The sequence below is a fragment of the Anaeromicrobium sp. genome (assembly GCF_025210435.1).
Classification (GTDB): domain Bacteria; phylum Bacillota; class Clostridia; order Peptostreptococcales; family Thermotaleaceae; genus Anaeromicrobium.
The window spans coordinates 20,580-34,944 of record NZ_JAOART010000104.1; the positions used below are offsets into that span (position 1 = coordinate 20,580).

The 14,365-nt window shown below is 30.9% G+C and carries 10 protein-coding genes and 1 tRNA gene; 4 read left to right on the forward strand and 7 right to left on the reverse strand.

The genetic code is table 11. The annotated features are described in order from the left end of the window. Nucleotides 1-27 precede the first annotated feature (27 nt). Genes N4A57_RS12880 through N4A57_RS12890 form a run of 3 tightly spaced genes read right to left on the reverse strand, consistent with a single transcriptional unit; the run spans nucleotide 28 to nucleotide 3,081 of the window. Nucleotides 28-1,425, reverse strand: a complete 1,398-nt coding sequence (locus N4A57_RS12880) for a peptidoglycan D,D-transpeptidase FtsI family protein (protein ID WP_293658403.1) — start codon at nucleotides 1,423-1,425, stop codon at nucleotides 28-30. Then, nucleotides 1,409-2,641: an FtsW/RodA/SpoVE family cell cycle protein gene (locus N4A57_RS12885; RefSeq protein ID WP_293658404.1), complete on the reverse strand. Its 1,233-nt coding sequence runs from the start codon at nucleotides 2,639-2,641 to the stop codon at nucleotides 1,409-1,411. Before N4A57_RS12885 ends, N4A57_RS12880 begins: the two co-directional genes overlap by 17 nt. A 2-nt stretch (nucleotides 2,642-2,643) precedes the next feature. Then, nucleotides 2,644-3,081 carry an FHA domain-containing protein gene (locus N4A57_RS12890; protein ID WP_293658405.1) on the reverse strand — a complete coding sequence of 146 codons (438 nt, stop codon included), beginning with the start codon at nucleotides 3,079-3,081 and terminating at the stop codon, nucleotides 2,644-2,646. A gap of 296 nt (nucleotides 3,082-3,377) precedes the next feature. Here N4A57_RS12890 and N4A57_RS12895 point away from each other — a divergent pair. From N4A57_RS12895 to N4A57_RS12905, 3 genes are all read left to right on the forward strand, one after another. Further along, a tRNA-Pro gene (locus N4A57_RS12895) sits at nucleotides 3,378-3,454 on the forward strand. Nucleotides 3,455-3,773: 319 nt separating this feature from the next. After that, a complete protein-coding gene (locus tag N4A57_RS12900) occupies nucleotides 3,774-5,156 on the forward strand; it encodes a glycosyl hydrolase family 18 protein (RefSeq protein WP_293658406.1) in 1,383 nt (460 codons plus the stop codon). A gap of 124 nt (nucleotides 5,157-5,280) precedes the next feature. Beyond that, entirely contained in the window at nucleotides 5,281-6,786 is a 1,506-nt protein-coding gene (locus tag N4A57_RS12905) for a glycoside hydrolase family 26 protein (RefSeq protein ID WP_293658407.1), read from the forward strand. Between the two features lie 63 nt (nucleotides 6,787-6,849). On the opposite strand, the gene N4A57_RS12910 is transcribed toward N4A57_RS12905, so the two are convergent. From N4A57_RS12910 to N4A57_RS12920, 3 genes are all read right to left on the reverse strand, one after another. Continuing rightward, on the reverse strand, nucleotides 6,850-9,900 hold the full coding sequence (locus N4A57_RS12910; protein WP_293658408.1) for an efflux RND transporter permease subunit: 3,051 nt from the start codon (nucleotides 9,898-9,900) through the stop codon (nucleotides 6,850-6,852). Between the two features lie 12 nt (nucleotides 9,901-9,912). Further along, the gene (locus N4A57_RS12915; protein WP_293658409.1) at nucleotides 9,913-11,013 is read right to left on the reverse strand and encodes an efflux RND transporter periplasmic adaptor subunit; all 1,101 of its coding nucleotides are present in this window, start codon (nucleotides 11,011-11,013) and stop codon (nucleotides 9,913-9,915) included. Between the two features lie 179 nt (nucleotides 11,014-11,192). Then, nucleotides 11,193-11,750: a TetR/AcrR family transcriptional regulator gene (locus N4A57_RS12920; RefSeq protein WP_293658410.1), complete on the reverse strand. Its 558-nt coding sequence runs from the start codon at nucleotides 11,748-11,750 to the stop codon at nucleotides 11,193-11,195. Nucleotides 11,751-12,260: 510 nt separating this feature from the next. On the opposite strand from N4A57_RS12920, the gene N4A57_RS12925 reads away from it, so the two are divergent. Beyond that, nucleotides 12,261-13,886: a sigma 54-interacting transcriptional regulator gene (locus tag N4A57_RS12925; RefSeq protein ID WP_293658411.1), complete on the forward strand. Its 1,626-nt coding sequence runs from the start codon at nucleotides 12,261-12,263 to the stop codon at nucleotides 13,884-13,886. 54 nt (nucleotides 13,887-13,940) lie between these two features. Here N4A57_RS12925 and N4A57_RS18665 read toward each other — a convergent pair whose 3' ends face one another. Next, complete coding sequence (locus N4A57_RS18665; protein ID WP_293658412.1) at nucleotides 13,941-14,084, reverse strand: ankyrin repeat domain-containing protein; 144 nt, start codon at nucleotides 14,082-14,084, stop codon at nucleotides 13,941-13,943. Nucleotides 14,085-14,365: the final 281 nt, after the last annotated feature.

Here is a 14,365-nt window from a genome sequence, read left to right on the forward strand (position 1 = left end):
GTACCTCTCCTTTATCCATAATTTTATCTATTTATTCAATACATTTAATGCATTTTTTAATATGTCCCTTGCTATAGGAGCTGCCGATACACCCCCACCTTTTCCCTCATTCTCCAAAACTACTACTACTGTAACCTTCGGATCATTTGCTGGTGCAAAACCTACAAACCAGTCATGGGATTTGGAATTTGTCTGGGCTGTTCCCGTTTTACCAGCTACTTTTACTCCATTTATTTGGGCTCTTTTCCCCGTCCCAAATTGTACCACATCTATCATCATATTAGTTAATTTCTTTCCATCATATGGACTAATAACATTTGATAATGGTTTTGGCTCAGTAAGCTCTATTATCCTATTCCTACTATCTGTAATCTCTTTTACTAGGTAGGGCCTCATTATATCTCCATCATTTCCTATGGCAGAAGTTACCATAGCCATATTTATTGGAGTAACTAAAAGTTTTCCTTGTCCAATAGATAGGGACCCTAAATCTACCTTTGACATTCTCCTATCTGTTGGAAAAACTGAATTTTTAGTTGTTATATCAAAATATATGTCCCTATTAAACATATATTTCTCCCCTGTCTTTTTAATTTTATTATAACCCAAATCTAATCCCATTTGAGCAAAGGCCACGTTACAAGAATAAGTCAAAGCCTTCCTCATGTCAACTTCTTTATGGGCTATATTTTTATAGTCCTTTAATACAAATCCATCAATAGTAATTTGACCTTCACAAACATAATTGGGATTAAGGTCATAGTTAAGGGCACTAGTGGCCGTTACTAACTTAAATACGGACCCAGGTGTATAAAGTCCTTGAGCTGCTCTGTTAAGTAATGGACTATTCTCATTATTAGCTATGGCTTTCCAATTTTCCACTAATTCATTAGGATTGAAATCTGGTTTACTAACTAATCCATAGATTTCACCTGTTTTAGGATTCATAGCAACTACAGCACCCTTTTTTCCCCTCATTCTCTTTTCCATATGAGATTGGATTTCATGATCTATAGTCAAAATCAAATTATTTCCCTTATTATTCCCACCAATTATAGTATCTCGTACCCTTTCAATAGCAGATTTATCAAATCCCAATAATACCTTATTAAAGGATTTTTCAAGACCTGATTTACCATATTCTTTGAAAGAATATCCTATTATGTGAGAATATGTATTTCCAAAGGGATACCTTCTTATTTTATCATCATTTTCATTATTATCTGCTAATATTACTTTATTTCTATCTAAAATTTTTCCCCTTAAAATATTATCTTCTTTTATCCACAGTCTCTTATTATAGGGATTATTAATTATTTCATCTACTTTAAAAATTTCAATATAACTTAAATTTAGTATTAGACCTAGATACATGATACAAAAGAGCAATAGGACCTTTATAATTCTTTTAGATATGATGTTCATCTTTATCCTCCTGATATGTATCTATTTCTTCAGAAGCCACTTGAAGTATACCTACTAATAAAAAACTAGAAACCAGTGAACTTCCCCCATAGCTTACAAAAGGAAGGGTAACTCCCGTAAGAGGAATAAACTTTGTAACTCCACCTATTATTATAAATGCCTGAAATCCTAATATGACTGTCATTCCAATAGAAACTATCTTAAAAAATCTATCATGTTGATTGAGGGCTATTTTAAAACCCCTATATATTAATATTAAAAACAACATTATTACTGCAATTCCACCGAATATACCCAATTCTTCACATATGGCTGAAAATATGAAATCCGTATGAACTTCAGGTATTAATTTAGGATATCCAAGGCCTAATCCCGTACCAAAGAAACCACCTGAACCTATGGCAAATAAAGACTGGGTTATTTGATACCCTTCCTTTTCTATATACTTCCATGGGTCTAGCCAGGCTATAACCCTAACTCTCACGTGGTATACAAATATATAACTTAATATGGCTATTATAATGGCCAATAGGATTTGAACATATATTTGTTTCCTATCATCTTCATTAATGTATAAAATCATGAAAAAAGTAAAATAAAATATCATGGCTGTTCCTAAATCCCTTTGAATAAATAAAAATAATATAAATACATATATGGAACATAAAAATACATAAAAATTCATTTTCTTATTAGAATAATAAGAAGCCATATAAAATACAAATAATATTTTAATTAATTCTGATGGTTGTAGTCCAATTGATCCTATTTTAATCCAGTTAATAGCGCCATTTATCTTATCCCCTAAAATTAAAGTTAAAAGAAATAAAACAACGGATATTATCATATAATGATTAGTCCAAATTTGCCAGTTTTTTACCCTTTTAATAGTCATATAAGTTGCAAAATAAAAAATTATTCCAATGGCAAACCAAGCCACTTGCTTTAAACCATATCTAGGATTTAATCTATAAATCATTATTATACCTATACTAGATAACATACTGACTATAAGAAATATATAATTATCACCAAGGGGAGATAATTTAGACAAAAAATGATTTGCCACATATATGGTTATAATAAAGAGACTTCCCCATAAAAGGGTTGCTGGATCAAACACACTTTTATACATATAAAGTAAAAATATTGCCAGGAAATTTATTAAAACTATTAAATTTTCAGGCATCTTTTTAAAGAAGAAATCATTAAACATAACTACACCTCTTTAACAGTATCCACATATAAAAACTCTACCCGTCCCATTTTTATTCTATCTCCATTTTGCAACATAACCGTATCTATTATCTTTTCTCCATTAATAAAGGTTCCATTTGCACTATTTTCATCTTTTATTAAAAAATAGTCCTCGTTTAAAATTATTCTGGCTTGATAATTTGATATGGTTGGATCCTTTATACTTATATGATTATCATTTTTTCTTCCTATGGACATGGTTTTGTCTAAAGGATATACTTCCTTTATTTTAAAGGGTAAGGTGTCTTTTCTATTTATAAGCTTTAAATATGGACAATTTCCAATTAGCCCTGTCATATTTTGAATATCCAAATAAATCATTTTCATAATATTAAATATAAATAGATATATTATTAAAATAAATGCATACTTGATTATTGTTGAAAAAAAATTATACATATATCCTCCCTCCATATCTATTTTACCATTTATTATCTACAATCCCAAAGCATATTAAAGTTTATCCATATAATTCCTCTTAAATACTATACACTATAAATATTAAAAAAATATTAATTTTAAAAAACTTTATAGATTTATTTTATAGAATATTCTAATGTTTTTCCATTTCTTCATTATAGTGGAAAATCAAGAGTATCTTTTAGTATACAAGAGTTTTTTTCATTTTCCACATTAAAATAGTCAAAAATATGACATGCTTTTTTTTCTAGATAATGGTAAACTATATTTGTCGACGGGGTGTAGCGCAGTTTGGTAGCGCATCTGGTTTGGGACCAGGGGGCCGCGGGTTCAAATCCTGCCACCCCGACCATTGAAAAAACTTAGCAGATTCTGCTAAGTTTTTTTATTTTTACCATATACTACCTATAGATTTATCAACCCTAAGTTTTCTTTATACAGTAACTTGCCTATAAGGGAAAATTTATTGAAAATCTTTGGAACCCTGGAACGTCACAACATCTTATGCTAATTGAACATGACACATGAACATATCTACGAAGATTCACACTTTCGCTTGTGACAGGGACTTGGGTGGAAAAGATTTTCAATATATTTTCCTGAAATAGACACACATAAAGCTGGTTTATAAATGATAAATCTATATAACTAAACCTGGAGGTGACTGACAAATGATTAGATTCAAAAAGTTTTCTATCTTCATAATTCTATTTACCCTTATAATATCTAGTTCTTTTAATGATAGCCATGGTATTACTAAGGATAAGAAAGATTTTAAAGTTGTAGGCTATTACTCTGAAATATTTAAAGATACTATTGATGAAAATGTTCAATTTGATAAGCTAACTCACATAACATATGCCTTTTTAATCCCGGGTGAAGATGGCTCTTTAATAGGAATCGAAAAGCCTGAAAAACTAAAGGAATTAGTAGAAAAAAGCCATAAAAACAATGTGGAGGTTTTAATAGCCGTTGGAGGATGGTCTTATAAAAATATTGCCCTTGATCCTAACTTTGAAAAAATGGCTGGATCCAGCGAAACTAGAAAAAAATTCATAGATAATATAATAAAATTTGTAGACCAATATGACCTAGATGGAGTAGAAATTGACTGGGAATATCCAGATTTAGGAGAGTCTTCTCAAAATTACGAAAAGCTCATATTAGAATTAGGTAAAAGGCTAAAAGAAGAGGATAAATACCTAACGGCAGCCCTTAATGGTGCCTGGTCTAAAACAGAAGGTCCTGCCCCATCAAAGGCCGTAACAGATAATTGTTTAAAGGAATTTGATTGGATAAATATAATGGCCTATGATTCTAACAATGAACAACATAGTCCCTTTTGGTTTGCCAGTACTTCCATAAGCTATTGGATAAATAGGGGAGTACCAAAGGAAAAGATAGTTATAGGAGTTCCCTTTTATGCTAGACCTAGTTGGAAGCAATATAGGCATCTAGTAAATGAAGATAGGGAAAACGCCTATAAGGATTATGCCAAGGGAGACCCTCTTGATTCTTATTATAACGGTATCAATACAATAAAAGAAAAAACTAGACTTGCTCTAAAAAATGCATCGGGTATTATGATTTTTGATATTAATGAAGATACTACTGATGATTTGAGTCTTTTAAAAGCTATGAATGACACTATAGATGAAGTTTCTTCCATGTCTTTAGATGAATTTAATAAAAAAATGTATTTTGTAATCAATGGACATGAATTAACATTTAGAAAAGAAGAAAACATGGGAATACCCTTTATTGATGAAAACAATAGAACTTTAATGCCCATAAGAAAGCCTCTTGAAATGATAGGTGCTCACGTTTCTTTCAATAAAAAAGATTGTATTGTAACTGCTAAAAAAGGGGATACTACTATTGAAATTCCCATAGGCAAAGACCATATCAAAATAAATAATGAAGAACTGAAAATGGACACAAAGACCATTATTAAAGAGGGAAGAACTTATATTCCTCTGAAATATGTATTTGAAGGATTTAATTACAATATTAAGTGGCATGAGGAAAGTAGAACTATTCTAGTAGAAAATTAAAGTGGTAGAGGGAATTTCCCTCTACCACTTTAATTTTCTACTAGAATAATATGCCCATAACATTAATCTATAGCAATAAGCATAACTTTAAATAAGTACATATATAGTAAAGGCGGGATGATCTTTGAATTTGAAAAAAGTTTTTTTAATTTTATTCATATTTATAATTTCTACTTTAGGCATATTTATCTACATATACTATCCTAATAAATACATTAAATATACAAATCTAGAGGAAGGTTATACTCTAAAATACCCAAGTCATATGGAAATTCATAACTCTCTAGGACATGTAAAAACTATTATTTCTAATGAAAATATGAAAATAGAAATATATTATGATAATTTTAAAAATACCCATTCCTCACCCCTTGCTTATATGAACTATAGTAATAAATTTTTAGAAAACAATAAAGATCATATAAGAGAACTCCAAAAGACTACCTATGTAAATGGTAAGAAAATTCATTTATTAAAGTGGAAAAGAAATAAACTTCCCAATGTGGAAAATGATAAAAACTATTATGTAAGTGCAGAAATTTTAAAAAACAAATATGAAGTTTACACAATCCTTATAAAATCTTCAAATCCATTGAAAAACACCTCTGACTATATGAATATTATAAGGACTTTTAAAATTATAAATAAAAATGAAAAGATAAATAATGTTTACAACACTCCTTCATTTGAAAATCCAAAGGAACCCTTAAATAAAGAAACCATGTTATTTCTTAAAGAGTATTTTTTAGAAAATAATAATTTAAAATGGGGTATTTATGAGCATACAGCCCCAGAGGACTTTCATTTTTTAAAGACCCTTGAGAAAAAGCTAGATTACTCATTTAAATTTCTAGTTAAATATCAGTCCTTCACTAGTGGTTCCTTTCCTACTAAAGAAATGATAAATGCCCATAATAATAATCGTCATGTCCTATTAACCCTTCAAACAATCCATCTAGATCATAAGGATAATTCTAGTGTTATGTATGATATATTAAAAGGGAAATATGACGATTTTTTTAATTCCTATGCAAAAGATATAAAAGGATTTAAGCATCCTGTAATATTTCGTCTAAACAATGAAATGAATGGAGATTGGTGTTTCTATTCTAGTTATTATTATTCTAAAGATCCAGATATATTTAAAGAAGTGTGGAAATATGTTTATAGGATTTTCCAATCTAATAAAGTAGATAATGTCCTTTGGGTATGGAACCCCCATGATATTTCCTTTCCGGATTTTAAATGGAATCATTATTTAAATTATTATCCTGGAGATGAATATGTTCATATAGTGGGCCTTACAGGATACAATACGGGTACCTATTATGAGGGTGAGAAATGGCGAGATTTTAATGACATTTATATACCTATGTATAATGACTATATGAAATATTTCAATAAACCCTTTATGATTACAGAGTTTGGATCTAATTCAGTAGGGGGTAATAAGGAAAAATGGGTTAATGAAATGTTTAGTAGTATTCAGAAATTCAAAAATATAAAAATAGCCATATGGTGGAACGGAATTGATTGGGATAGTAATATGAATCCTGCAAGAGTTTATAGATTGGATGAAAATGAAAATATTATTCAGATTTTTAAAGATGGTTTAAAGGATTACAAATAGATTTATATTAAATTATCACCGTCCCTAAAAGGATCGGTGATAATTTAATGTATTCATTAACAATTAAAACTTTATCTTTTCCATAAATCCTTCAACTAAGCTGTATACCACAGGTATAACAATCATAGTTAAAAAGGTAGATGCCATAAGACCAAACATAAGGCATATGGCCATAGGTCCAAATAATCCGCTTCCTGATAAGGCTAAAGGTACAAGACCTATTACGGTAGTTGTTGCACTAAGGATAATGGCATTAAATCGCTTTCCTACTGCATCTATACACGCATCATCAATAGTATCTCCCCTTTTTCTAGCATCATTAATATATTCTATTAACAATATACCATTTTTAACAACTAGGCCAATCAATGCTATTATTCCTAGAAATGCAGTTAATGATAATGGTTTATTGAATATAAATAATCCTGTAACAGATCCTATTAGAGATAATGGTATGGTAATCATTATAACTAATGGCTGCATAAATGATCTAAACTGAATAACTAATATTACATATATGATAAACATGGCAAATAGGGCTATTAATCCCACAATACCAAAGTTTTCACTAATATCTTCACGCTCACCTGCAAAGTCAATTTTAACTCCTGATGTGTCTAGTGTTGGTAGAAGTTCAAATTCTATAATATCTTCTATAGTTGCAGGGCTATATCCTGGCAGTTCATTTGCAAGTAATTCCACCGTTTGCTCCCTATTAAAAGTTTTTATTGTATCATCTTTTTTTCCATAGGTAACCTTGGCAAACTGCTTTATTGGTATTTTGTTATTAGTTACGGAGGATTTTATTGCCAAGTTCTCAAGTTCTTCCACACTATGAATATCACCTTTTACTTTAATGTTGTACTCATTACCATCCCTTCTAAATACAGAAGAGGTGCTTCCATATAATGCAACATTTATTTGTTTTTGTATGTCGTATTTTGATATTCCTAAGTTACTTGCTATGTCTTCATCCACATCCACATTTAACTCATAGGTCTTATCTTTCATGTCATGACGAACATTTGTAGTTCCTGGTATTTTTCCTATTTCATCCTTTAATAAATTAGATACTTCCCTTAATCTGTCTAAATTATCACTAGAAAGTCTTAATATGACCTTTGCATCTGCTGGTTTGGCATTTGCAAGAAGTTTAGCACTACATTTTCCTCCAGAGATATATGCATCTAATTTATTTTGGATATAATTTAAAAATACAACCTTGTCTTCAAATCTTCTATTTTTCTTATCTCCCAGGTCAAATTTACAAAGCATTTGTCCATAATCTTGAGAAGGAGTGGCTACAGGTACTGTTATATAATACTTTGGTAGACCATTACCAACAGAAACTGTATAATTTGTGATTTCAGGTTCCTTAGATAATAACTCCACTACCTCATCTGTTAATTTTTCAGTGGCATCTATACTTCCACCTATTTCCGTATTCATTTCTATGTATAAAATATCCTTATCTGCATAAGGGAAAAACTCTGATGGTAATTGAGGCATTAATACATTCATGACTAAAATCAAGGCCAAAAATGTTACTATAATTGTACTTTTCTTCCATTTCAATCCAGTCTTCAATGTATTTTTGAAAAATAATCTTATGGCACCTTCTTTGTCACTCTTCCTTTTACTTGGCCTAAAGGCAATTGCTGACATAGCTGGTGTGATAAACATAGATACAATATAAGCTGCAATAATGGATATAATCAACACCCTAGGTATGGAACCTAAAAACTTACCAGCAGCTCCAGGCATACCAAGTAGTGGTGAAAATGCTGCAATAGTTGTAAGTGTTGCTGTAAAAATAGGAATGGATGATACGGCAGTACCATTATAGGATGCATCTAATCTACTTTCCCCTTCATCTATTTTTACTTGTATAGTATCACTAATAACTATGGCATTATCCACTAATATTCCTAATGCCACAATCAAGGCCGTTAAAGACATTTGATGAATATATATTTTCATTAAATACATTACCCCAAAGGTCATTAGTATGGACAAAGGAATAGCTGTAGATACAACTAAGGCATTTCTAAGTCCCATTCCTAAAAATACAACGATTACAACAAGTACAATACCTTCTAGAAGATTGATCATGAAGTCATTAACAGATTTCTCCACATCATCTGGTTGGTAGATAATTTCCTCAACGAGCAAATCTTCAGGTAACTGTCCCTTTACCTTATCTAAGGCTACACGTACATCTTTTCCTACGATAACTACATTTTTTCCCTTTTCAAAGTAGCCTGCTAAAAGTACCGTATTTAATCCCTTTTGCTTGTATTTTTCCACACCATCTTCAAGATCCATATAAACATTTGCAATATCAGATAATCTTGTTACAACTCCCGTATCCCTTGCTACGAATATGATTGTATTTTCTATGTCATTTATATTTCCATATATTCCGGGAGTCTTAACTGTAATCTCTCCCGATTTATATTCTATTTTTCCTGATGGAATCTCTATATTTTGTGATTGAATAATATTATTCACATCATCTATGGATAAGTCTAATTGATTAAGCTTTCCCACATCTATATCTACCTTTACTTCCTTATCAACTTCCCCTTCAATTTCAAATTTTGTAATACCGTCAATACCTGTTAGTCCATCTTTAAATAATTCTCCAAAGGATGCTAACTGTTCATAGGAATAATTTTCCCCTGAAAGACTTATAATAATCCCTGCTGAGGAAACAATATCCGTATTAATTTCATTGACAAAGGCACCATTAGGCAGTTCTGATTCTGCATCTGCCACTGCATTTCTCACATCTTGCATAGCCTTATCATAATCTGTATTTGCTGTAAACATGGGTACAGTAATAGATAATCCTTGATTTGATATACCTTGTATTTCATCTATTCCATCAAGTTCTGCTAATTCGTCTTCTATTTTACTAGTTACTAAGTCCTTCACATCCTTAGGTGATGCCCCTGGATAAGGAGTAATAATCATGGCTGCAGGAAAGGATACATCAGGACTTTCTTGTCTTGGCAATACATAGTAAGCATATGCCCCTAGAAATGCAATTATCACTGCTAGGAATAGGGTCACTGTTCTTTCTTTTATAAGTTGCTTTATTAATTTATTCAATCCCATTGCCCCCTATTCTACGATATTTACCTTTGAACCATCATTTAAGTTTTTCATACCACTTATAGCTAATAGTTCTCCTGGTTTTACACCTTTTATCATCACTTTATCTTCATTGTTTTTAAGGAGTGTAACCGTTCTTTTAAAAGCCCTATCTTCCTTTACAATATACACATAATCTTCTCCATTTGAAAATATGGACTGCATAGGAATCCAAACTCCATTTTCTTCTCCCACATGGAAAGATACCTTGGCAATAGATCCTAACCTATAGTTTTTATCCTTCACATATACTTCTCCATTGTAGGTTCTAGTTGCTTGATTTGGCGCTTCATCAATATTAGTAATTAATCCATTTGCCATTTCTCCATCTATATTGATAGTAGCTTTTATTCCCCTATGTATTTTATTTAAATCCTTTTGGGCAATTCCCACATTAATTATTTGATCCATACTTCTTACTTGAACAATAGTCACATAAGACATGGCTGGAGGTGCTATTCTTTCTCCCTCCTCATGGGGTATAGCCACAACAATTCCATCTTCCTTTGCATAGATGGTTGATTCCTCAAGGATAATAAGAGTATTTTCATAATTAACCCTTGTAGCATCATACTGGGATTTAGCTTGATTATATGTGGCCACTGAAGCGTCCCTTTGTAGTTTTATCTGCTCATATTGGGATTTTGATAAACTACTTGCTTCATATAACTTTTCCATTCTACTAAATTGATCTTCTTGATAATTCATAGCATCCCTAGCCTTTTTAACATTTTCTTCTGCTGATACTAAATTTGCCTTTGCAGCCTCTAATTGAAGATTAATATCTTCTTTATCTAATTCTGCCAATATATTTCCCTTTTTTACTTTATCTCCCTTTTTCACATGAACTTTAGCAAGTTTTCCACCTGTCTTAAAGCTATAATCTATAATACTTTTAGAATCTACCGTCCCTATATAACCAAGGGAAACAGAATTTTTTGTTTCCTCAATCTTTTGTACCTTAACAGCCCTTACTTTTTCCTCTTTTTTCATTCCATCTGCCTTTGCACATGCTGATAGGGATAACAGCATAGTGCTAACCATAATAATTCCTAAGATTTTTTTTATCATTATTCCACCCTTCCTTTATTCACATATATGATTCATAAAATCCAAATAATGATTGACTAATCAGTCATTATCCTTTTAAAAAAATAATAGTCATCCTTTTGTCTTGTTGATTGACTACTCAGTCATTATATCACAAAAAATATCTGTTAACTATATATTCCTCCCATTTCTATAATTTTTTAAGATCCAACACCTCCCCACAACATATTAAAGCTTTCTTTTATAAGATCATCCACATTTTCATCCTTATTTTCCAATATGTATTTAGTAGTGTGTATTAAGGCACCCTCCATGTAATGACATATTAATTTTGTATTCTTATGTTTAAAAATTCCTTCACCAATGCCCTTTTCTATCAAACCATGGGCAAATCTAAAAAGTTCTTCTGTTTTTTCTTTATTAATATTATTAATATATGGTGAATGGGCAAATTGTTCTCTAAACTTAAACATATCTGGACATTTAATACTCCATCTAATTGCATTAGTCCACAATGATTCCACAGCTTCTTTAACTGACAAATCTTCACTAAAACCTTTAAAAATACACTCTTTACAACCTGATAGTTCTTTTAAGTAAAGGCTATTTATTAAATCCTCTTTAGTACTAAAATAATTAAATAATGTTCCATTTGAAACTCCTGCTTCTTTGGCTATTTTTGAAGTTGGTGTTCCATGAAAACCAAACTCATTAAATAATTTTAAAGCAGCTTCCATAATCATTTCTTTTTTACTCAAAGTTTTTCACCTCTTATGCCTAATCCCTCTTTCATTTTATCCATTCTTTCTATTTTTGTCAATTATGATACAAATAGCTTAGCCTTATTCATAAAAATATATAATTATATATTCTTAACTATTTACATCTAGTCTATCTAGAACTTTCATTTGAAATATAAGGTTTATGAAAGAATAGGAATTATTAATCTATGGGAAAGTTAAAATCAAAAATATGGATTATTTTAGGAATAGGGTGTCGTATTAAAAATAGTGTAGCATATACATGTGCTTTATAAAGGGAAAGGCAATCAAAAGAACTCCATATATGGCACCAGTAAAAACTGGTGGTGTGATTTAACCCTCGAAATATATTTTCAATGTCTATAATTTATATTTTTAGATACCTATACAATGTAATACTTACAATTACCCTTTACCTGTGGTAAACTATTATTATTTTAAACTATAACTACTGCATAATATAGATTAGTAAACACAAATATTTTATCAGAGGGAGGGTTCAATACTATGAAGTTAAATCGAATCATTAGAATTTTAATGATTCTCGCTAATGCTAACAGAGTAACTGTTAAATATCTAGCTGATAAATTTAATGTGTCACGTAAAACCATATATTCCGATTTAAATACAATTATATTATCCGGAATACCTATAATTTATGGACAAGATCATAAAGGTACTGTTACATTATTAGAAGGTTTTAATTTCCCTAAATCATTTAAGGAACCTATTGAATGCACTAATCGACCCAATAAAGAAGACATTTATATAAAATATGTCAATCATGAGCAAAGCATGAAACATACCCTATCCTTATGGGAAAAATTCACACAACACAGGTTACATGGGGAACATACATTAGACCCTACTATCTTTCATTCTTGGATTCGGTGTCAACGTATGAATGTACCTATCTACGAGGTGGACCCTGGAAACTTCCTCTCTCCTGATTGTTTGAAGGATTACTTCATTGAGAACGCCCTTTCAAAAGAGATGGTAAAACCAAGGATATTCTTGAATATTTTTAAACACCTAGGCTGGTATGCTATGACTTATGATAAAAATACAAACCTTGAATATATCATTAATCCTGTTACTAACTATGAGCGATTGTATCCACAGCTTGGATACTATCTTAATGTTAATGAAAGGCATATTGGAACAAACTCTATAGCCTTGGCTTTAATGGAAAATAGAACTATTATTACAAGGGGAGCGGAGCATTATAACAAATCTTTTCATGACATTACTTCAATTGCTGCACCAATTTATAAGCATGGTGAACTTTATGGTGCACTCAATATTATTTTTATACATACCAATGTAAATCCAAATGTTGTTCATATTGTTAATAGCTTTGCACGCCTATACGAAGCCCTTGTCCTTAGTGAACATGCTCTAGAAAAAAAAGAAGAAAAACGTCTCTATGACGAAAGCATAGAAAAAACTAATTCATATGTTCCTAAGATTTATGGTAAATCATTTCATTGGAAAAAAGTGCTAAATATAGCAGATTATTTTTCTATAATGCCTAACCATATGGCTATTGTAGGTGAAGAGGGTGTAGGAAAAAGCACCATAGCTCGATACATTCACTCAAAAAGCACACGAAAGTATGCCCCCTGTTACCAATTGGATGGAAACCAAGTTCCAGGTACCCAAGCCCAACTGAAAGAACATCTCTTTGGAACGGAAAAAAATCACCAATTGGGATTGATTGAAAAGACAGAAGGAGGTATTTTAATAATAAAAAATGTGCATAAGTTATCAAAAGACATTCAAAAGCTCATAGGACGTTATATAAAAACTTCTAAAATTAAGCGTATAGGGGGTAGAAAATTCCTTACCTTTGATGTAAGAATTATTTTTACCATGCCATCTCTACAATCAGAAGGTATTGTTGAATCATTAAAAAATGAAATTCTACTCTATTTGAATATTCATCCTTTACGAGAACGAAAAGAGGACATACTAGATATTTATCAGGGTTGGTCTGTGGATGAGAATACAAGTAAAGATATTAAGTTAATAAAAAGCCAGATAGAAGCAATAGACCCATCAGAACTGAAAGAAAATATAAAAACCCTACGAGAACTTTTTATAGAAAATAATAAAATCTCCTCAACAAAGTAGGAGATTTTATTATTTTGAGTGAATTTCTACCCATTCATAATTAAATGCTTAATTTCATTTTATATCAACTTCCATAAAGTTTAGATTCGCTCCATTATCTATAAGAAAATCTGCAATTTGAAAATTACCAGTTTTTAATGCTACCTGAAGCGGTGATTGACCATCATCTTTTTTAGGGGGGTTGCTTAGCTGTACAATTAACTAATTCTGGTTTCTTATTTATTATATCCTTTACTAATTCATAATCACTTTTTCTAATGGCAGTAAATAATTTCTTCATGACTTACTCTCCTTCAAAAATCAAGATGTCAACTCATATGTAGATTGTCAAGTAAAATTGGTTCTCACGCAATTTTGGTGAAAAAGTTATACACTTACCCTTTTCAAGAGAACACCTTAAATATTATCCAAATATTTCCTGTGAATTAAGAACTTTCAACCTTAACAATTCGAAATTACATCTTCCATAGCTTGTACGT